Source organism: Pseudomonas sp. SYWMCR5, from assembly GCF_057197165.1.
Map to the genome: position 1 here is coordinate 22,928 of NZ_JBXUNH010000001.1, position 22,247 is coordinate 45,174.

Below are 22,247 nucleotides of genomic sequence, written 5' to 3' on the forward strand. Positions count from 1 at the left end.
CACCTCAGTACAGGCATTCGACCGCGATCGCCGTGGCTTCGCCGCCGCCGATGCAGATGGCCGCGATCCCGCGGCGCAGGTTGTTCTGGCGCAGGGCCGACAGCAGCGTCACCAGGATGCGCGCGCCGGAAGCGCCGATCGGATGGCCCAGAGCACAGGCGCCACCATGGATGTTGACCTTGTCGTGGGGCAGGTCAAAGTGCTTCATCGCGGCCAGGGTGACCACGGCAAAGGCTTCGTTGATCTCGAACAGGTCCACATCCGCCAGGCTCCAGCCAGTGCGTTTGACCAGCTTGTCGATGGCGCCGATCGGCGCGGTCGGGAACAGCGCAGGCGTATCGGCGAAGGCTGCGTGACCGTGGATCACCGCCAGCGGGTTGAGGCCACGCTTGTCGGCTTCACTGCGGCGCATGAGTACCAGGGCCGCGGCGCCGTCGGAGATGGAGCTGGAGTTGGCAGCGGTCACCGTGCCCCCCTCGCGGAAGGCCGGCTTGAGCTGGGGAATCTTGTCCAGACGGGCCTTGGGCGGCTGTTCGTCGTCCTTGATAACCCTTTTCTCCTTGCCCTCGGTGACCTCAACCGGCACGATCTCGGCGCTGAAGCGGCCATTCTTGATCGCGTCCTGGGCGCGGGTCAGCGAGGCAATGGCGAAGTTATCCTGGGCCTCGCGACTGAAGGCGCCGGCCTGGGCGCAATCTTCGGCGAAGGTGCCCATCAGGCGGCCTTTGTCGTAGGCATCCTCGAGGCCGTCCATGAACATGTGGTCGATGATCCTGCCATGGCCCATGCGATAGCCACCGCGAGCCTTGTCCAGCAGGTACGGGGCGTTGGTCATGCTTTCCATGCCACCTGCCACCACCACATCGGCACTGCCGGCCAGCAGCAGGTCATGGGCCATGATCGCCGCCTGCATGCCGGAACCGCACATCTTGTTCAGGGTGGTGCAGGTGGTGTGCTTGTCCAGGCCTGCACCCAGCGCCGCCTGACGCGCCGGTGCCTGGCCGAGTCCGGCGGGCAACACGCAACCGAACAGCACCTGCTCGACACTGCCGGCATCGAGGCCGGCCCGCTCGACTGCAGCACGGATCGCCACGCTGCCCAGTTGCGGTGCGGTGAGGCTTTTCAGGTCGCCCTGCAGGCCACCCATGGGCGTGCGCACGGCACTGACGATGACAACCGGATCGTTGGCGAGGGTCATGGGTATTTCTCCTTACTTGGCAGCCATGCGCAGTGCGCCGTCGAGGCGAATCACCTCGCCGTTGAGCATGCTGTTCTCGATGATGTGGCGGGCCAGCGCGGCGTACTCCTGCGGGCGCCCAAGGCGTGGTGGGAAGGGAACGCCTGCGGCGAGCGAGTCACGCACCTCCTGGGTCATGCCCGCCATCATCGGTGTTTCGAAGATGCCGGGGGCGATGGTCATCACGCGGATACCGAAGCGCGCCAGTTCACGGGCGGTCGGCAGTGTCAGGCTGGCAATCGCGCCCTTGGAGGCGGCATAGGCCGCCTGGCCGATCTGCCCGTCATAGGCGGCGATGGAGGCGGTATTGATGATCACGCCCCGCTCCCCCCCCTCGTCCGCAGGCCCTTCAGCCATGGCCGCAGCGGCCAGGCGCAGCATGTTGAAGCTGCCGACCAGGTTGACGTTGATCACCTTGGCAAAGCTTGCGAGGCCATGCGGTCCCTGTTTGCCCAAGACCTTTTCGGCGCCGACGATACCGGCGCAGTTGACCAGCCCGTGCAGGCCGCCGAAGGCGTTGACGGCAGCCTCGACCGCCGCCTGGGCGGCCTGCTCGTTGCTGATGTCGGCCACTGCGAAACGGGCGTTATCACCCAGCTCCCGCGCCTTGGCTTCGACCGCCTCGGCGTTGAGGTCGACCAGCATCACACGGGCGCCGGCCTCGACCAGCATGTGTGCGGTAGCGGCACCCAGCCCAGAGGCGGCGCCGGTGACGATGAAACTTTTGCGTTGAGCGTTCATGGAGGTTTTCCTTCAGGCGCCAGCAGGGGTGGCCTGCGCAGCGCGTTGCTTGGCGATTTCCTGATTGCGCAGGATGAAGCGTTGCAGCTTGCCGCTCGGAGTCTTGGGCAGCTCGCCAACGAATTCGATTTCACGCGGGTAAGCGTGGGCATACAGGCGCTGGCGCACATGCTGGCGCAGGGCCTCTTCCAGCTCGGGACTGGCGCTATGGTCTGCAGCCAGCACCACGAAGGCCTTGATCAGCTCGGTACGCTGCGGGTCAGGCTTGCCCACCACCGCCGCCTCGATCACCGCCGGGTGTTCGATCAGCGCGCTCTCCACATCGAACGGGCCGACGCGGTAGCCGGAGGTGGTGATCACATCGTCGCTGCGACCGACGAAGCTGATGCTGCCGTCGGTGTTGAGCTCGACGGTATCGCCGGAAAGGTAGTACTTGCCGATGAACGCCTTGGTGGGGACGCCGTGGTAACCGCCAAACCAGCACAGCGGCGATTGCTCGCGGTCGACTGCCAGTATCCCTGGCTGACCGGCCGGCAGCTCGTTGCCGGCTTCGTCCAGCACCACGATGCGATGCCCGGGGATGGCGAAACCAGCCGATCCCAAGTGCACCGGATGCACCAGGCCATGGTGGTTGCACAACACCATGCCCAACTCGGTCTGGCCATAGTGATCGTGGATGGTCACGTTCAAGGCCTCGGCGAACCAGCGGATCACCTCGGGATTGAGCGGCTCACCGGCACTGCTGACCACCCGCAGGCGCCCCTGGATCGGTGCCGAGAACGCCTCACCGGCTGCGATCAGCAGGCGATAGGCGGTAGGCGAGCCGGCCAGGTTGCTGATGCCCAGCTTGTCGATGATCCGTGCACAGCTCTCGACGCTGAACGGACCATCGTAGAAGGTGGTGGCATGTCCCAGCGCCAGTGGGCCGGTGACAGCGTAGTACAGGCCATAGGCCCAACCCGGATCGGCCAGGTTCCAGAAGGTATCGTCGGGGCGCAGGTCGATGGCATCGCGCATGTAGCCCTGAAAGGCGATAATCGCGCGCAGCGGGACCTCGAGCGGTTTGGCCGGCCCTGTGGTGCCGGACGTGAACATCAACAGGAAGGGGTCGTCGCCGCTGCGCATTACCGGCTCGCAGTGATCGCTCGCTGCCGCCAACGCCTGCTGGAAATCCAGCTCGTGCGCTGCGGCACCGACCGTGATGATCGTCGGGCATCCGCTGACATCGTCCAGCTTGGGGCGGTTGTTGCGATCAGTGACCACCACCCGGGCATGGGACTGCTCCAGGCGGTGCTCGATGGCCTTGGGGCCGAACGCGGTGAACAACGGCTGGTACACCGCCCCCAAGCGCCAGGTCGCCAGAATCGTCACCAGCAGTTCGACGGTACGTGGCATCAGGCCGGCGACCCGGTCCCCGGGCCCCACGCCCTGATCCTTCAGGACATTGCCCATGCGTGCCGCCATGGCCTGCAGTTGCTCGAAACTGTAGCGTGCGCCGTTACCCTCCTGGTCTTCACAGATCAGCGCAGGCAGGTTGCCTCCTACATGCCGGTCACAGCACTCGACACAGGCATTGAGTGCCTGCAGGTTGCCCTGCAAGGCGGCTGCGGCAACCCGGGCATATTCGAATGCTCGCGCGGCCTCGGCGTAATCACGCATCGTCGGACTCCTGGTTTCTTGTTGTTGGAGTTGAACCCTTGGTCCGACGATAGTCGCGCTGCCTGAGCTTGCGGACAATGGCAAAAGCGCTCATCAGGCATGATCGGTTTGGTCACTGTGGCGTCAGCGCCCAGAGCATTCAGCCAAGCCCTCGCTCCCTGCCCTTCAGCATTTGCCGGGTCATCTCACGGATCATCTCGAGTTCCTCGACGTCCCGCTGCCCCCCCAGCGCCTCGATCTCCAGGGCAAGGTCCTCGGCCGAAAGCTGGTCAGCCCTGGCCTGCAGCGCCACCAACCGCGCCTGATGGGCCGTTTCGACGCCGTCGAAGACCGCAGCATGGCGCTCGAGCATATAGCGTCGCCAGAACGCACGCTGGCTCAGGCTTTCACCCAAGGCTTCGATCGACTCCGCGGCCCTCACCGCCACCAACGCATCCTGAAGCTGGCTATCTGTCACCTCGGCCGCCGAGGCATAGGCCATGAACCGCGAAGTGAAAGGCAGGCTCAGGCGTTCCCGCAGGCTCACGCGGTAGTACAGGCGCACCGCAAGCTGGTCGACACTGTCACGGGCCTCGACCCGGCGACGGATGTCGGCACGGGCGAACAGGTCCAGCCGGTCCAGGCGAAACAGCCCCTGACCGAGCGTGATCAGCTCAACGCCCCGCTCATGCAAGGTGTTGGCATCGGCACGGGCAATCGCTACATAGCGCTGCAAGTCACTGAAACGATCACTGACCGCATTCAGGCAGGTCAGGTTCTCATCGGCCAGCGCGTACAGCCGGTTGCGCAGGTCAGCGTCGGCGCTGATGGCATCGAGCACCGACCACACCCGCGTCGACAGCACCTCAGGCACCTGGGCGTAGTCCTGGGTGAGCGTCAACCAACCCAGCAACTGGAAGAACCCGTCACTGTCGGGCATCGCCTGCAGCGTGTTCCACTGGAACAGCCGCGCGTTGTGCAACTCCGCATCGACCCTGTCCAACCACGCGGCGCGCACGGTGTCGATATTCTGCCGGGCCATTCGCTCGGGAAGGTGCAGGTGCTCCTGGATCGTGTCGAGGCCATAGAGCCCTTGCAGCTCACTGTTCGACAAAGGATTGCCGTCGACCATGAAGCCGCGGCGAAAAACATTCGGCATCTGCAGGACGGCCGCTGGCACAACACGAATCTGGTTGTCGCGCAGGTCGGCGCGCTCGAGAAACCCGCACTGCTCCAGACCGTCCGGCCAGGCGCCCAATCGACAATGGCGCACACTGACCTCGCGCAGTTGCGGCAAGTGATTGAAGCGCAGGACCAACGCCCCCAGCGGATTGTTGCTCAGGTCCAACTGGCTCAAATGTGGCAGGCCGGTCAACGCCTGGATACCCGCCTCATCGAGACGAATGGCGTTGCTTGCCAGGCGCAGGCGACGCAGCTCAACCAGACAGGCGATACCTCGCGGCACCGCCAGCAGATGATTGCCCCCCAGGTCCAGCTCGCGCAGGGCACTGAAGCAACGCAGGAAATCGGACGGTATATGGTTGAGCGAGGTGTCGCTGATCACCAGCGTGGTAACGTTGTCGAACGTAGTCGATTGGGCGAAAGCGGGCAGGGTTTGCAATTGTGCGCCACTGAGCACCAGGGTCTGCTGCCCTTCCTGAAGGCGCCAGGCCTGGCGCATGCGCTCGGCAGCCTGGACGCGAGCGGCGTGGCTGCTGCCGCCAAGCCCGGCGCTGAGCCACCCCGTGAGTGCACTCTCCAGCCGTTCGTAATCATGCTCAAGCTCGGCCAGTCGCCGGTACACAGACCCGGACACCTGCTGCATCTGGCTCAGCCGTGCCTCGAGTTGGGCGGGCAAGAGATCCGGGTAGATCGCGCGTAGACGATCCAGCAGCGCCTGCCAGGACGAGCCGGGCTGCCCACGCCCACTGAGCGGATACCCGACACGCCCATCGGCCATGCGCCGTCCGGGGTTGAACCACGGTTTCCCCAGGGTCCAGCCCAGCAGGTGCACACGCTCACTGCGTGTGCCCGGCAGTTGTGCACGCAACGCCGTGCGCAACAGCAAATCTGCATTTGCACCTGCCAGTCCCAGTTCGGTCCGCACCTCGACCGACAGCGCGTCGATCAGCGCCTGTCCCAGGGACATCGCAGGTTCACCCTGCTTCCGTGCGTCATGGTCATAGCGTTGGAACTGGCAGTCCTTGTGCACCAATGTGACCTGGGAGGCAGCGTCGGCAACCGGTCCGATAGCCTTGACCACCCGCCCATCAAGGGCTCCTTCGCGCAGCACCAGGCGTAACGCCTGTGGCCACCCGGGTAGCCGTGCCGCCAGCGCCAGGATCAGCTCGGCGCCCTCGTCGCTGTATACATTGTCCAGGTACAGCGATTCGCAAGCGCGGTTCAGGCGGGCCAGCTGCAACAGGCCGCGGGCGTCGTTCGCCACATCCAACGGCACACGTGATTCAGCCAGGGCGATCTTGCGCAGATGGCTCGACACCCTGGCAGTTGCCTGCTGGGCATAGCGGGCAGGCAACCCGGGAAAGTCGCGCTGCAACAGCGTACACAACGGGTCTGCAGGCAGGTTCTCGGCCACCAGATACCGGAACAGATCGTGGCGCAGCGCGGATCCCTGCGCCAGCAAGGTCGTGCGCAGCGTGGCCTTGTCCGCCTTGCGCGAACCTGGCAATGCCAGGCACCACGCCTCGATGCGCGCATCGTCCGCGGGTGCCTGATCCGCGGCCAACGCCGTGAAGAATGCCGAGACCTGCCGGTCCGCGTCGAAGCGTCGCAACGTCTCGCGCAGATTGGCCGGAAGCTCACGGTTGTCCACCAGCAAGCCACGCAGTTCTTCGACGCTCATGTCCGCCATGTCGAGAACGGCCATCGCCTCGGTGCGGGTCAACAGCGGCTCCTGGGGCCACAGGCTCTGCAGCATCCGTGCCTCGTCCGACCACTCCAGCGGTCGCTCCAGGTGCAGCCGCCAGCCACGCTCGCCAAGGGTTTCCAGTGCCGGCCCATAGGCAGCCACACGCAGCGGATGACGCACGCGCCAGCCACCTTCAGCCGAGGGTTGGTGCACTGCGAAGAAACGTTTGCCAACCCGCAGCCAGCGCGTGTCGGCACTGCTATAAAGCCCATCATCCTGCAGGCGCGGCTGTTGCGGCTCGGCAACATAAGGGGCCAGCGAGTTTGACCACAGACGCATGCCGACGCCCGGCACAGCGACAGGTTCCAGGCCATCGACATGACTGGCGCGGGTGAACCCGCGCGCAACCACCGCTGCGCCTCCCGCCACCGCAGCCGTGACAGCAACGGTCTCGGCCACCCCGAACAGATGCTCAAGGGCTTCGTGTTGATGACCACGGGTCCAGTCCAACACCCCTTCGAACACCTGCGAAAGGGTCTGCACCACCAACTGGCCAAACAGCATCGCCCCGATCGCTGGAATGAACAGCCCCGCCAGATTGGCCAGGCCAAGCCCGACCGACTGCCACGCCTGCAGGCGTGACTGGGTCGCAGCATGATCAGCATCAGCAGTCGGCACCAACAGGTAACGCGCGTCGGACTTCACCCGTCGGACCTGCTGTGCCACCAGTTCCGCGAACAGCTCGCCCTGCGCTGTACTGCCTTCGATCTGCAAGTCCGGGCTGGCATCGGCCAAGCGTTTGCCCAGTGTCTGCAGGAACGCCGGGCGCTGCTCCAGCGCAATCAGGCCACTGAAGAACACCAGGTAGGTCTTGTCCCCAAGCGCAGTGATCAGGGCGGCACACAAGTCTTCCCACGAGTCGTAGCGACGCAGGGCATGCTGTGGGTCGCTGGGCAGGTACAGGATGATGCCCTTGCTCACACCGGCAGCGTCGCGCAGAGCGATAGTCAAGCCATCGACGATACGGTATCCCAACACCGTCAGCATGCCGGGATAGCCTCGCAGCAGCGTCTCGTGCTGCTCGGGTCGACCTTGGGCGATATCCTGCAGGGCGACCTGCTCAAGCGCCGATATCTCCCCCTTGAGCGCTGCAATCTCGATCACAAGGCTCAAGCTCGAGCGCTTGTCCTCGGCCAGCAGCGCGCAGTTCGACGCACTGAAAACCTTTTCCAACTGCGCCTGGTAAAGGCTGCCGACGTTTTTCTTGCGACAGTCGCGTGCCAGATCGCTCGCCGGGCCTGACAGCACAACATCGGCCCCCGGATGCACAAGCCCGCTGCCCTCGAGTACGGCGTCATCGGCGTGGAAGTTCTGCATCAGTCGCAACAACCCTGGCTGGCGCTTGTAATCCGGTCGATAGAACGGCCAATGCACGCCCGGAACCAGGCCAAACTCGCGCCTGACATCCAGCCATTGCAACTGATCGAGCGTACTGCCCTTCGGCAACCGGCCGCCGAGCAAGGCCGTGAACTGCTCGAGTGCGAAGGTGTGCAGCGGGATCAGGTCGAGCGTTGCCGCACGTACCTTGTCCTGGCTGGCCCGGCTGCTCTTGAAGCGGTCCCGCAGGCGGTTGATCTGGGCCGGCGAGGCGCGCTTGAGCCAGTCGGGCAACCCGGTGCGGATAAAGTCATCGACTGCCTCGGCAACGCTGGGTTTGCCGACGGTCGGGGGAGAAACAGATGTCATGGGATAGGCTCCTTTCGCAAACTTCGCCATGCACTATCGCCGGCCCCCCTCAAGCCACGGCAGGAGGAATGAACTCCAACCATGGCCTGCAACCGAGCGATCTAGCGACCCGCGCCCAGAGCATCGCGGGTCAAGCGCAACGCCAATGCCTGCAACTCGGCTTCACGCGACTGCTTCAACGATTTGGCCTCGGCCAGGTACTCCAGGTCGGTCAGCCCGTCCCTGCGGTCGTCGAGTGCCGACATCTGATCGTCCGAGGGTTCTTCGATGGCCGCAAACTGTGCAGGCTCGGTTGTTCGCAAGTAATCGAGCCAGAAGTCGCGTTCGCTGATGAATTGGGCCAGCTCGTCACTGGCCTCGGCTTCACGTACCCGTGCCGCCGCGGCATCGAGATCCGCGCGGGTCACGCCGGCAATCGTCTCGAACTGCAGGCTCCGAGCCTGACCGGGAAGGTCCAGGTCGCGGGCCAACCCCACCCGATAGGCCAGACTCACCTCGACCTCATCGACCCCGGCCCCATCCGCGACTCGCTGCATCATGTCGGCACGGGCGTACTGCTCGACCCTGTCGAGACGAAACAGCCTGCGCCCCAGCATCAGTCGGGTACTTTGCGCTTGCGCTGCGGGCACATCGCGCAAACCGCTGGCAACGAACGCCCGGACCTGCAGGGCGCTGAAGCAGGAAGCCACGCTGTCGACGCAAGTGGTAGGGTTTGCTGCAAGGTTGAAGATGTCTTCACGCAGTTGCGTATCGCCCTGTATCGCGTCCAGCAGCGTCCAGACACGCTGTTCGAGGTTGGTTCGGGCCAAGCGGAAGTCGCTGCTCTGCACCAAACGCCCGAGCAACGCGAACAGTTCCTCACTGCCGTCCTCCTCGAGCAGCCGGTCCCACTGTGCCGCGCGACGCTCACGCTCGGTATCCTCGAAGTGTTCAAGCCAGAGCGTGCGAGCATCCAGAGCCGACGCCCCGGCCTGGCTCTGTGCTCCCAATAGAAGTTGGGAGTAATCGTCGGGCAAGGGGTTGCCTTCAAGCCGCAAAGCCTGGCGCAGCACAGTGGGCGCTTGCAGCACGCCATCGGGGAGTGCGCTGATTTCGTTGTCACGCAAATCGGCACTCTCCAGCAATTCGGCCTGCTCCAGCCCCGCAGGAAACACCGTCAGCTGGGTCGCACGCAGATCGAGCTCGTGAAGCCGCTGCAAGGAGCGCAGCGACAGGGCGAACGACCCTAGCGGATTACGGCTGAGGTCCAGGACGCGCAGATGCCGCAGCCCCCCCAGCGCCCCGTACGCCGACGCCCCCAACCGCAAGTTGTTGCGTGACAGGTTGAGAATGCGCAAGCTGCTCAAACGCTCCAACTCCCCCGGCAGACTGGAGAGTGAATTGTTAGCGAGGTTGAGGCTGCGCAGTCGGCCAAAATACCTGAGGAACCCTGCAGGCAATGAAGAGAGTCGCAGGTTGACCAGGTCCAACTCCTGGACATGCCGGAAATTGGTATTCACTGGTAAGGTCGGCAGCTCACCGACCGGTACTCCAACCAGGCTCAAACGCATGCCTGCATCGCCCCCGTGGTGTACGACCGGGCCTTCTGTACGCCAGATCCGCAGCAGCTCATCGGCTACCACCTGTCGTGCCGCCCTCGCCGGGGCCAGCCCCGGGACTTGAATCCAGGTTCGCAAGGCTCGGTCCAAGCGTCGAAACTCCAGCTCCTCGCCAAGCAGGGTTGCGAATGCGGAACCCTGGCCCTCGAGCAGCTCGGCATAGGTTTCAACCTGCTGGTCGCTGAAGCCCGGATACAGTGCCCGTATACGGGTGCGCAAGGTTCGCGCCGCCGGCGAGCCAGCGCTGCCGCGACCACTGAGCGGATAACCAAAACGACCATCCGGCATGCGTCTGCCAGGACGAAACCTGGGACGAATAGCCGTCATTCCCAACAGGGTCGCCACCTCGTCATGCGAGGCAGGCAACCAGCCGAGCAGATCGGTGCGCATGACTGTGGTCCCGGTCTCGCCAGACCATCCCAGGCGCTCGAGGTGCTCGCCGGGCAGGAAGGCCAGGAGGCTGGCAAACAGATCGCTGGGCGGCTCAGGTGCCCCGTCCGCGTCGATGCCATCCTGGTAGACACGCAGCGTCCCCTCTTTCCAGACCAGCGTCCTCAGTTCACCCGTCGCAGCGGAGGGAAACAGGCGACTGGTCAAGCGGCCGAAGGCGCTGCCCTCACGCACTTCGAAGTTGATCTGCATAGGCCACCCTGCATGGCGACGCAGCAGGCCAAACACCAGCTCAGGCAAATCATCGCTGTAGCTGTTGCCGAGCACCAGTGCCTCGATCGCCCGGGCAATACGTGCCGACTGCAAGGCTTCACGCGCCTGCTCGGCGAGAGCCAGCGGAATGCGCTTGCGGCTGTTCATCTGCTCGACGAGCGCGGCATTTTCCTGAGACAGCAGATCGAGCGCATAGGCCTCGGGCAATCCGGGAAAGTCACGTCGGATCAGGCTCAGGTCTGCACCGTCCGGCAACGCTGGCGTAGACAGGTGCGTCATCAGCGCCTGACGCAGCCGCGGCGCATCGTCGATCATCTGTCCAGCATGTTTCTCGACGTCCAGCGCCGGATCCGCCAATTGCTCCAGGCAGTAGTCGAACAACGACGTGTCCGCGCCGTGTGCGACATCTTGCTCGAGCGCATTGAAGAACGTATCGATGCGTGCACTGGCCGTGAAGCGCAGCAACGTATCGCGAAGCACAGCGGGCAGAGGTCGCCGCTCCACGGCGAACCCTCGCAAAGCGGCCTCGTCGATACCGCAGATCCGCAGAACCTGCGCGGTCTTCAGGTCATCGAGCTCCACTGCCCAAGGCCACAAGTGCGTCAGCAGGGTGCGCGCCCCCTGCCACTCTCTTGGTCGTTGCCAAGCCAGGTGCCAGGCGCCTTTGCCATTACCGAACAGCGAAGGTGCAAAACCCGCATGACCATCGATACGGCGCAGTTGCCACTCACCGAGCGTTTCGGGCTGATGCACTGAATGGAAGTATCCCTCCTGCTGCCACCAGTGATTCACCCCATCGCTGTACAGACCGTTCTCGCCCAGCACCGCCCCGGCGGGTAACGTCTGCACTCGAAAAGGTGACAGATCTTCATGCCACAGGCGGTGGGTGCCCGCCTGGGTAGACACCGGCACCAGCTCATCGACGAAAGCGCTGCGGCTGAAGGTCCGCGCGACGTAATGCCCCGCACCCGCCAGCGCGGCATTGACCGCCACGCTTTCGACCACCCCGAACAGGTGCTCCAGTGCCTCATGCTGGTGACCGCGTGTCCAGTCATCGACACCTTCGAACACCTCCTCGAGCACTTGCACCACCAGTGCGCCGATCAACACCGCATTGAGCGCCGGAACCAACAACCCCGCCAACTGCACAAAGGTTTCACCCACGCGCTCCAGGGCTCGGAGCTTGGCCCATTTGCGATCGTCATTGACGTGCTGGGTCGGAACCGCAAGATAGCGCGCATCGCTGCGCAGCCTGTTCACCTGCGCGTCGGCCAGGGCGACGAAGACATTGCCTGTCAGTAGCTCGCCCTTGGGCTCCAGGTCGGGTTTGGCATCTTTCAGACGGACACTCAGGCGTTGCTGACAACTCGCCCGATCCTTGAGGGCCATGCGTTCGATGAGCTTCGCCTGGATCGTGGGGCTCTGCAGGCGCGTCACCAGTGCATCCTGCAATGCACGCCAAGAGTCGAATCGGCATAGCGGCTGGTCTGGCAGGTACAGCAACACAGCCTCGACGCGCAAGCTCGCCGGCACCACCCGTGGCGGCCAGACGTTGCCCAATTCGACGGTCAAGGCTCCCTCCAGCGGGTAGCCGAGCAATGCCAATTGCCGCACCTTGACGATGTCGTAGCTGACGTGAAAAACGGGCTTGCCGGCACTGACCAAGCGCAGTAGATCCAGGTCGGCTCGCACCAATGATTTTTTCAACGCGGCAATTTCGATGGCGAGGTCGAAGCGCTGGCGCTTGTCTTCGACCAACAGCGCAAGGGTGGACGGGTCGAACACCTCCGTCAGGTGGGCCTGATAGCGTTTGCCGATGTCCAAGCGGTTGCAAGCCTGAGCCACTCCCTTGGCGTCAGCGAACAACAGCGGGACATTGCGGTCGTCGGACTGCTTGGCGACGAACCCACTGCCCTCGCCAAACTCGGCATCGTCGGGAAAATTCTGCAACAAGTGGTAGAGGGCCGGGTGATGAGACTGGTAGGTATCGAACGCCTGGTTTCCCGGCAACGAAAACTTGGTCCAACGCTCACGCCACAACACCGACAGCAGGTCGATCTTCAGGCCCAGATCGCGCTCCAGTGCCTGCTGCAGCAATGGCAGGGCAAACGCTTGCAGAGGCACCAGGCGCTGCAAGGCTGTTGCCAGGCCTTGCTCGGTTCGACGATGGGCGGCGAAACCCTCTCGCAGAGCCGTGATCCGCGCCGGCGGCGCCTTGCTTAGCCATTCGGGCAGGTTTTCGCCGATGAACTCATCGACAGGGTCTGCTTTGGGTGCCGCCAGAGGGGTGGTCATCGAAGGTGTCCTCATGTTGGGAACCTCCACCTTGGTGCAGGCGACACCCGGTATTCAGCCGGAATCCTTGCCTTGTACCTGCGCGCCCCCCAATACGAAGGCTCGATACCCGCCAGGATTGCAGCCAAACCATTTACGAAACGCGCGATAGAACGAACTGGCGTCGGCAAACCCCAGGCGTTCGGCAATATCGCTCATCGCCAGCGAGCCCTCGCTCAGCCAGTCGATCGCCAGCTGTCGGCGTACGCTATCCTTGAGCCCCTGATAAGTCTGCCCTTCCTCTGCCAAACGACGGCGTAAGGTCGATAACGACAGGCACAAGTCGCGGGCCATGCGTTCGGCTTCGGGCCACTGGCCGGGGTCGAGCTGGCCCAGGATGCGACGCACGCGCCGGGCGAGGCTTTCAGGGTCACGGTATTTGACCAGGATGTTGCCCGGAGCCTCGGCGAGAAACTTCTGCAATTCCTCGGGCGTGCGCCTGAGGGGCAGGTCAAGGCAATCGGCGGCAATGATCATGCGCGTGCGCGGGCGCTCGAACTGCAGGTTCTCGGAAAACATCACCCGATAGTCGTCGCAGAACGGCGGCTCGGCACAGCGCAGGTCGATGGCGAGGATGGGGATGCGGCGGCCCGCCAGCCAGCAGGCGACGCCATGGACGATCATCCAGAACGTGAAATAGGTGAAGGCACGCCGGGGCTCATCGCGCGGTTCGTTGATCGCGATCTCGGCCAGGCTCTGCTGGCGCACCAACCCCGGCTGCAGGTCTTCGAGCATCAACGAGAGAAACCCCAAGGCAGTCTCCAGCCCGGCGCCGAGCGTGGGCTGCGCCATGCTTGCCCGACAGAGGAAGGCCAGGCTGCCGCTGCGCAGGCCACGCGGGTCCATGGCGAAGAACTCATCGTTGCAGCGCCGCGCCAGCAGGCGCCACAGGCGCGCATAGGCGTCGGCACCGACCCGAGCATGAGGCTGGTCGAGTTGCTGCGGGTCGATGCCAGCACGCGCCAGCAACACAGGATCGCCCATGCCCTGCGGGCAGGTCTGCAAGAGTGCTTCGCGCACCAGTTGCATGGAGATGGTGTCTTTCTCGGTCATCAGTTGTCCCGGGCTCGCCCAGCGGCCATCTTAGGCCGCCAGGCGAAAAACGCCAGTGCCGGGCGCCACTCAGTTTGCCAGCCGGGCCAGAGCCTCGCGGGTCAGGCGCTTGGCCTCGCCGATCACGACCTGCTCACGCTCGCTCGCAAGCTTGCTGACATTCGTCAGGTACGTCTGGTCGTCCATGGTACTTCGCTGGGCATCCAGCGCTTCCATGCGCTCCCAGAACGGCGTCTCGAGCGCGTCGAAGCTATCGCTATGTTGCTGGCGCAGATAGCGGGACCAGAAGTCCCGTTCACTGATGTAGGTGATCAGCGCCTCGCCTGCCTCGGACTCCTGGACCGCCGCACGTGCAGCAGCCAGATCGCTCTCTGACACTCCAGCGACCGTTTCGAACTGCATACTGCTCGGCTGTCCCGGCAGATCCAACGCACTCGCCAGGCCAACCCGGTAGGCAAGGCTGACCTCCACCTCATCGACATCGCGCCCATCGTTGCGGCGGCGCTGCATATCTTCGCGGGCATAGGCCTCGACGCGGTCCAGACGAAACAGGCGGCGAGCCAGACTCAACAATTGCGCCTCGCCAACGTTGGTCATATCACTCACGGCCGTGGAGGACAGTGCAAGCACTTCCAAGGCCCCGAACGAGGAAATGACGCTGTCGACGCAGGAGCGCGGCAGGCTTGCCAATTCGAACAACTCCCTTCGTAGCGCTGTGTTCTGCTCCAGCGCATCGAACACCGACCAGACCCTCTCCTGCAGATTCGAGCGCGCCACGCGAAAATCACTGGTACGCGCCAAATCATGCAGCAACTGGAAAAAATCGCCGCTGCCCGGCTCGTCGCTCAATCTGTCCCACTGTATGGCGCGAGACACACGCTCAGGCCCCAAGAGTCCATCCTGCCAGACCTGCATCGAGCCAGGCTCGCCCTCCAGGCTCGCATCGCTTTCAGAGGGGGTCTGGATTCCCAACCAACGCTGCTGGTAGTCCAGCGGCAATGGATTGCCATGCAAGGCAAGCCCACGACGCAACGAAATACGGGAGTCGCCCAGCCCTTGTGGCAAGGTATCGATCAAGTTGTCGCGTAGATCGACATAGTCTAACGAGACCCCCAGGCCCAGCGATTCGGGGATCTCAGTCAACGAGGTGTCGCGCAAGCCAAGCTGACGCAGGCGCGGCAGGCCTGCCAGGCCGAGAGAGAACGTCGACAACGGGTTGTTGCCAAGGTCCAGGACGCGCAACTGCTGCAGGCCGGCCAGCGTCGTGTAGTCATCCGCAGTGAGTTGCAAGCGGTTGCCGGCCATGGTCAGTTCACGCAGTTGTCCCAGATGCGCAAGCCCGCTCGGCAAGGTCGTCAGGTTGTTGTTGTCCAGGTTCAAGGTCAATAGCTCGCCAAACGGTCGTAGGAACTCGGCAGGCACCGTCTGCAACTGCATGTTCACCAGCGTCATTTCGGTTATATGGAGAAAACCCATCTGTGTCGCCAGCGCAGGGAGCTCCCGCACGCCGAGGCCGGTCAGCACCAGCGCCATACCTGGCTGGCCATCTGCACGGTTGCGAGCCACCACACCCTGCCTGCGCCAACAACGACGCAGTTCATCGGCAACGACGCGACGAATCGGCCTTTGCACCGCACTGCTCGCTGCCTCGGACCAGATATTCAGTGTCTGGTCGAGCTGGCGAAAGCTTTCCTCCTCACGCAGCAAAGCACTGAACGTCGAACCGGGCTGACGCTCCAGCGAGCTCAAGTGAGCCATGAGCTGTTGGGCATCGAAGCCTGGGTACAAGCTGCGCAAACGGTCCTGTAGCGTGCGCTCGACAAGACGGCTGGCATCGCCCCGGCCACTGAGCAGATAACCGAAGCGCCCCCCTGACACGCGCCGCGGCGCTGTGAAACGGGGCTTCGTGGTGCTGATACCCATCATCGCCAGCAGGTGGCCGCGGCCTTCTGGCAGGCGGGCCTGCAGATCGGCGCGCATCTTGGCGATGGCCTCGCTGCCGGTCCAGCCCAAGCGCTCGCATTCGGTTTTGGGAAGGAAGTGCAGCAAGGTCTCCAGCAGGCCGCCAGGCGCCGGCTGCCCGTCGGTGAACAGACGACGGCCACCCTCGTACACCTGCATCTGGCCAAGGTGGTGGACCAGAACCTTAGGCGGGTAGGCAGGGTCGAGGGTGTGCATGCGACTGAGCACATGCCCGCTCAGCGAGTCGCGGCGCACTTCGAAATTGGTCCGCGACGGCCATGTCGTGACACGTCGCAATAACGCGAACACCAGATCCGGCAAGTGGTCGGAATAGGCATTCTTCAGATACAGGCCCTGCAGCATTCGGCAAACACGCGACGTTACCAGCGCTTGTCGCGCCTGCTCGGACAATGCCAGCGGCAAGGCGAGCTTCAACGCCATGTGTTGCCGCTGGTCGACGCTTGCCTGCTGCACGATGTCGTGGGCATAGACATCGGGCAACCGCGGGAAATCCTTGGTCACGATCACCATCAAGGCGTCGCGCTGCAGATAATCGCCAGAAAGCTTGTCCATCACCCAGGCACGCAACTCGTGCTCCCGGTCCAGAATGGACTGCCGACGACGTGCAGCCACTCGGTCCTCGGCAGGCAGCTGATCGATACACGCCTGCATCAGCGCTTCGTCACCTGCCGGCTGATTCTTGTGCAGGGCCGCGAAGAAGGTGTCTATACGTTTATCCAGCACATAGCGCTCGAGGGTATCGCGTAGCGCCACCGGGAGCCGCTGCTGCTGCGCGACACGCTCGTACAAGCCGTCCTCGTCGATGTCGGCGATGGTCAGGACCTGTGAACACTGTTGTGCATCCAACTCCGAGGCTTGAGGCCACAGGTGCTCCAGCAGCACCCGCGCGCCCTGCCATTGCTGCGGCTTTTGCCAGGCAAGCCGCCAGCCACACTCGCCATTCCACTGCAGGCCAGGGTTGAACCTGCGGTTGCCGGCACGGTGCACCATATGCCACTGCGCGCGCTGAGGATCGTTGCGCACTTCATAATCGTGGTTCTGATACCGCCACCACGCACGGTCACCATGGCGATACAGACCGTCGTGACCGCACTTGGTGTTCGCCGGTTTGTCTGTACTGCGATAGGGCTCCAGATCCTGTACCCAAAGACGCCCACCGGCGCTGGTTTGAACAGGCACCATCGCTTCAACGAAGGCGCTGCGCTTGAAACCCTGTGCCACTGCCTTACCGCCAGCGACGAGGACGGCGTTGACCGCCACCGTCTCGGCGACCCCGAGCAAGTGCTCGAGCGCTTCGTGCTGATGCCCCCGATGCCAATCCGTGACGCCTTCATAGGCCTCCGTCAGGGTTTCGACCACCATCTGCGCCAGCAGCAATTCGTTGAGTCCAGGCACGAAGAAGCTGGCCATTTGCAGCAAGCTGCTACCCACCGACTCCAAGGTATCCAAGCGCGACCGCTTGTTGTTTTCATCCGCAGTAGCGTTCGATACCAGCAGGTACGCCGAATCGGCCCGTAACTGTGCGATATGCAATGAGGTCAGGTCGTTGAACAACCCATTGCTCAGGGCATGGCCTGTCACTTCGAGGTCGGGCTTGGGATCTTTCAGACGTTTGCGCAACAAGGTCAGGAAGGAGGCACGATCCTTCATCTGAAGGCTGTACAGTATCTGTGTCAGGCCCTGTGGGTCTGCCAGCAATTGTTGGCAGTAGGTATTGAGGTCGCCCCACGAGGCGAACCGCTGCAGGGGCCGATGGGCCAAGTACAGAATGATGCCAACGGTGCGCGTAGCATCGGCAGGCAAACTGCCCGGCGGGGTGCCTAGCAACTCGAACGTCACGCCCGTGGCCAAGCTGCAACCCAGTATCCGCAAGCGTTTCACACTTACTGAAGCGCTGTCGGGATGGGAAGGTGACACACCAGCCAGCACCTGGCGCAGCATGGCCACGTCTGCGGCGCTCAACTGTTTCTTGACGACGGCAAGCGCCACTGCAAGCGCCAACCGTTGGCGCTTTTCTTCGCGCAGTTCCAGGCTGAGCGCACCGTCCACGACCTTGTCGAGGAGTGCCTGGTAGTGTTTGCCAACGTCTACGCTGCGGCAAATACCTGACAGGATCTTGCTGTCGATCAACAATGGCGCCGTGTCAAGGGGCTGACCCGGCGCGGCGTGGATCAGTCCGCTGTGGCCATCGAAGGATTGATTCTCGACGAAATTCTGCATCAGGTGATCAAGCGCCGGTTCGAAGCTGTGGTGAACGATCAGTTCCTCACCGCCCAGAAGGCTGTAGTTCTGCCAGCGCTCCCGCCACAGCGCATGGTCCAGATCTAGCGTCTTTCCGGTACGCTCCCTGATTGCATCCTGCAGCAACGTCTTGGCGAATGTATGGGGTGGCTGCACATCGGCAAAGGACTGGACCAGCAACTCTTCGCTGGCCCGGTGCTCTGCGTAGGCTGCGCGCAGCGCAGTGATCTCCTCCACAGACGCCTTGCTTAGCCAATCAGGAAGGTTTTCCGCGATGAATTCGTCGAGCATATCGACGCTCTGTTCAGCAGCAGGCATGGGCATGACTCCTTGGGTAATGGCCATACCATCGACAAGACGCCACTCAAGGTTCAGCAGGAAAAGCTACCGCAAATGCTCGTCCTCAAATCGCTACGGCCAATCCTAGAAATGCCTGAATCAGGCGCAACTCACGGCGACGCTCCAGACAGCCGATCATGTGCCGGTTGAGCAGTCCCTCGCCAAGCATGGGCCGCGCCACCACCCGTGGATCGTGCGCCACTTCCACCGACGAAACGATACCGATGCCCAGTTCGGCCGCCACAGCCTCGGTCACAGCCTCTCGGCTGTCCAGCTCCAGCAGCACGCGCGGCTGCACCCCGGCCTGGGCACACGCCTGGTCGAAGGTTTGCCGCGTGATCGACGAAGGCTCACGCAGCACCATGATCTGCTTGTCCAGGGCACTCAGCGCCAGCTCCCCCGGCTCGGCGGCCCAGGGATGACCGACCGGCAGCAAGGCGCACAGACGCGACTCGCCCAGGCTCTGCAGATACAGGCCCTTGCGCGGCTCCACCTCGGTCAGCACCGCCACATCGGCATGCTCGGACAGCAACGCCGCCAGGGTTTCCTGAGCATTGCCCAGGCGCAGGTTGACGGTGATGCCAGGGTAGCGGTCGCGCAATAGCGCCAGCATCGGCATGACCCGGTGCGGCCCGTCTGCTGCGACCTCCAGACGCCCGGTCAGCAACTGACGATTCGCTTCGAGCATCGCCTGGGCCTCTTCGGCCAGGCCGAACATGGCCCGGGTAATGGCCGCCAGACGCGTACCCTCCTCGGTCAGCTCGACACGCCGTGCGGTGCGGCGCAGCAGGGTGATCTGATAATGCTCCTCGAGCGCCTTGACGTGCCCGGTCACCGCCGGCTGGCTGATGAACAGGCGCGCCGCAGCACGGGTGAAGCTGCCCTCGCGGGCAACGGCATCGAAGGCACGGAGTTGGAACAGGTTCATTTATCGGCCTGACTTATGGTTGGCATAACAACAAACAATTTGATTGATGACTGAGCGAATTGCAACCTAGCCCCGTCGTTTCAGCCCACTGCCTGCGAGGAAGCCCCGCAATGACCAGCGCCCCGATTCTGCTGACCCCCGGCCCACTGACCACTTCGATCCGCACCCGCCAGGCCATGCTGGTGGACTGGGGCTCCTGGGACCGTGACTTCAACCAACTGACCGCCAGCGTCTGCGAGCAATTGCTGGCGATTCTGGACGCCAGCGCCAGCCACCACTGTGTGCCCCTGCAAGGCAGCGGCACCTTTGCCGTGGAAGCGGCCATCGGCACCCTCGTGCCGCGTGATGGCAAGGTCCTGGTACTGATCAACGGTGCGTATGGCCAGCGCCTGGCGAAGATCTGCAAGGTGCTGGGCCGCAACTACAGCACCTTCGAAACCGCCGAAGACCAACCGACCACCGCCGCCGACGTCGATCGCCTGCTCGCCGCCGACCCGGCCGTGACCCACGTGGCACTGATTCACTGTGAAACCAGCACCGGCATTCTCAATCCGCTCGACCAAATCGCCCAGGTCGTCAAGCACCACGGCAAACGCCTGATCATCGATGCCATGAGTTCCTTCGGCGCGCTACCCATCGATGCCCGTGAAGTGCCGTTCGAAGCACTGATCGCCGCCTCCGGCAAATGCCTGGAGGGTGTGCCCGGGATGGGCTTCGTCTTCGCCGAGAAAAATGCCCTGGCCGCTGCCGAAGGCAACGCCCACTCGCTGGCCATGGACCTTCACGACCAGCACACCTACATGGCCAAGACCGGCCAGTGGCGCTTCACCCCGCCGACCCACGTGGTCGCGGCACTGCACGAAGCACTGCAACAGTACGCTGAAGAAGGCGGCCTGCCAGCGCGCCATCAACGCTACGCCAACAACTGCCGGACCCTGCTCGACGGCATGGCCAGGATCGGCCTGCGCAGCTTCCTGCCCACCGACATCCAGGCACCGATCATCGTCACCTTCCACGCCCCCACGGACGCCCGTTACCAGTTCAAGGACTTCTACGAGCGGGTCAAGGCCAAGGGTTTCATTCTCTATCCCGGCAAGCTGACCCAGGTCGAGACCTTCCGCGTCGGCTGCATCGGTGTGGTCGGTGCGGCGGGCATGCAGGCCGCCGTCGATGCCGTGGCACAGGTGCTGCGGGAAATGGAAGTGCTGGATATCTGACCCCTTTGCCCACCTCATTGAAGGAAATCGCGCACATGAACTACAGCAACCCCACCCAGCTGCAAGCCGCCATCCTCGATTGGGCCGGCACCGTCGTCGACTTCGGCTCCTTCGCCCCGACCCAGATCTTCGTCGAGGCCTTTGCCGAATTCGATGTCGAGGTATCCATCGATGAGGCCCGCGGGCCGATGGGCATGGGCAAGTGGGACCATATCCGCACTCTGTGCGATGTGCCGGAAATCGCCGAGCGTTACCGCAAGGTATTTGGCCGTACCCCGACCGATGATGACGTCACGGCCATCTACGAACGTTTCATGCCCCTGCAGATCGAGAAGATCGCCGTGCATTCGGCGCTGATTCCCGGTGCACTGGACACTCTCACCGGGCTGCGCAACGAGGGCCTGAAGATCGGCTCGTGTTCGGGCTACCCGAAAGTGGTGATGGACAAGGTGGTAGAGCTGGCAGCACGCAATGGCTATGTCGCCGATCACGTGGTGGCCACCGACGAAACGCCCAACGGTCGCCCATGGCCGGCCCAGGCCCTGGCCAACGTCATTGCCCTGGGCATCGACGATGTCGCCGCGTGCGTGAAGGTGGACGACACCGTACCGGGCATTCTGGAAGGCCGTCGTGCCGGGATGTGGACAGTGGCGCTGGTGTGCTCGGGCAATGCGCTGGGGCTGACTTGGGAGCAATACCAGGCGCTGAGCGCCGAGCAACTGGAGCAGGAGCGCAAGCGCATTCATACGCTGTTCGAGGGTTCGCGACCGCACTACCTGATCGACACCATCAACAAGCTACCGGAGGTGGTTGCCGATATCAATCGGCGGCTGGCCAAGGGGGAAATGCCGCAAGGCGTGTGATGGATGGGCAATGACGCATTCGCGGGCACGTCGCAGCGGCGAACAGCCACTGCGACTTGCCCGCGAAAAGGATAACGAGCGCTATCAGACCGCCCGATTCAGCTTCACCCACGCGGCAAACCGGTCAATGAATGCCTGCAGGAACGGCCGAGTCTTGTCGCTGAGCTTGCCCGCCTCGTCGAACAGTGTCTCCGCGCCTCCGATGTAGGCTTCGGGCATCTGCATGCAGGGCATGTCGAGAAAGACCAGCGATTGGCGCAATGCATGGTTGGCACCAAAGCCACCGATCGCCCCCGGCGACACACTGGCCACCGCCGTCGGCTTGCCGCCCCAGGCACTCTGCCCGTAAGGTCGCGAGCCAACATCGATGGCGTTCTTCAACGCCCCCGGCACCGAGCGGTTGTACTCCGGGGTGACGAACAGCACTGCATCGCTGCGGCGGATCTCGTCGCGAAAACGCTGCCAGGGTGCCGGCACGCCCGCGGCCTCGACATCCTCGTTGTACAACGGCAGATCACCGATCTCGATGATTTTCAACCTAAGGCTGGACGGCGCCAGCTCCGAAAGGGCGCGGGCCACCTTGCGGTTGTAGGAGTCCTTGCGCAAGCTGCCGACAACGACCGCTACCGAATAGACCTGGCTCATGGCGATTTGCATCCTCTGCTGGGAAAGGGGAACTGTGTAGTTATAGATGACCCTTCTTCACCCTCGAGGTTTTTTTCCGTAACAAGAAAACTTCCCGCCCCCTTCGCTGGTCTATGTCTGCAGATATTTCTCCATATTTCAGAGGTTTCAAC

Annotated in this window: 11 protein-coding genes; 2 read left to right on the forward strand and 9 right to left on the reverse strand. The window is 63.4% G+C overall.

Annotated features, from left to right (window positions below):
- Window positions 1-4: 4 nt before the first annotated feature.
- The 8 genes from AC2CGW_RS00120 to AC2CGW_RS00155 all read right to left on the reverse strand — a co-directional run bounded on the left by AC2CGW_RS00120 (window position 5) and on the right by AC2CGW_RS00155 (window position 19,370).
- Entirely contained in the window at window positions 5-1,198 is a 1,194-nt protein-coding gene (locus AC2CGW_RS00120) for an acetyl-CoA C-acyltransferase (RefSeq protein WP_484573347.1), read from the reverse strand.
- A gap of 12 nt (window positions 1,199-1,210) precedes the next feature.
- Window positions 1,211-1,978 (reverse strand): SDR family NAD(P)-dependent oxidoreductase, encoded by a 768-nt coding sequence (locus tag AC2CGW_RS00125; RefSeq protein ID WP_484573348.1) that lies wholly within the window; start codon window positions 1,976-1,978, stop codon window positions 1,211-1,213.
- Between the two features lie 12 nt (window positions 1,979-1,990).
- Window positions 1,991-3,637 (reverse strand): AMP-binding protein, encoded by a 1,647-nt coding sequence (locus AC2CGW_RS00130; protein ID WP_186666158.1) that lies wholly within the window; start codon window positions 3,635-3,637, stop codon window positions 1,991-1,993.
- Between the two features lie 139 nt (window positions 3,638-3,776).
- Window positions 3,777-8,231, reverse strand: coding sequence for an NEL-type E3 ubiquitin ligase domain-containing protein (locus AC2CGW_RS00135; RefSeq protein WP_484573349.1), 4,455 nt, complete (start codon window positions 8,229-8,231; stop codon window positions 3,777-3,779).
- A gap of 101 nt (window positions 8,232-8,332) precedes the next feature.
- On the reverse strand, window positions 8,333-12,787 hold the full coding sequence (locus tag AC2CGW_RS00140; protein WP_426352709.1) for an NEL-type E3 ubiquitin ligase domain-containing protein: 4,455 nt from the start codon (window positions 12,785-12,787) through the stop codon (window positions 8,333-8,335).
- A gap of 54 nt (window positions 12,788-12,841) precedes the next feature.
- A complete protein-coding gene (locus AC2CGW_RS00145; RefSeq protein WP_484573350.1) occupies window positions 12,842-13,879 on the reverse strand; it encodes an AraC family transcriptional regulator in 1,038 nt (345 codons plus the stop codon).
- 69 nt (window positions 13,880-13,948) lie between these two features.
- A complete protein-coding gene (locus tag AC2CGW_RS00150; protein WP_426352707.1) occupies window positions 13,949-18,421 on the reverse strand; it encodes an NEL-type E3 ubiquitin ligase domain-containing protein in 4,473 nt (1,490 codons plus the stop codon).
- An 85-nt stretch (window positions 18,422-18,506) separates the two neighbouring features.
- Window positions 18,507-19,370, reverse strand: coding sequence for a LysR substrate-binding domain-containing protein (locus tag AC2CGW_RS00155; RefSeq protein ID WP_186708018.1), 864 nt, complete (start codon window positions 19,368-19,370; stop codon window positions 18,507-18,509).
- 110 nt (window positions 19,371-19,480) lie between these two features.
- On the opposite strand from AC2CGW_RS00155, the gene AC2CGW_RS00160 reads away from it, so the two are divergent.
- Both AC2CGW_RS00160 and phnX read left to right on the forward strand, forming a co-directional pair.
- Complete coding sequence (locus AC2CGW_RS00160; RefSeq protein WP_186666168.1) at window positions 19,481-20,587, forward strand: 2-aminoethylphosphonate--pyruvate transaminase; 1,107 nt, start codon at window positions 19,481-19,483, stop codon at window positions 20,585-20,587.
- Between the two features lie 35 nt (window positions 20,588-20,622).
- Window positions 20,623-21,450, forward strand: coding sequence for a phosphonoacetaldehyde hydrolase (gene phnX, locus AC2CGW_RS00165; RefSeq protein ID WP_426352706.1), 828 nt, complete (start codon window positions 20,623-20,625; stop codon window positions 21,448-21,450).
- Window positions 21,451-21,534: 84 nt separating this feature from the next.
- Here the strand turns inward: phnX and AC2CGW_RS00170 are convergent, their stop codons facing one another.
- Window positions 21,535-22,095 carry an NADPH-dependent FMN reductase gene (locus AC2CGW_RS00170; protein ID WP_288375965.1) on the reverse strand — a complete coding sequence of 187 codons (561 nt, stop codon included), beginning with the start codon at window positions 22,093-22,095 and terminating at the stop codon, window positions 21,535-21,537.
- Window positions 22,096-22,247: the final 152 nt, after the last annotated feature.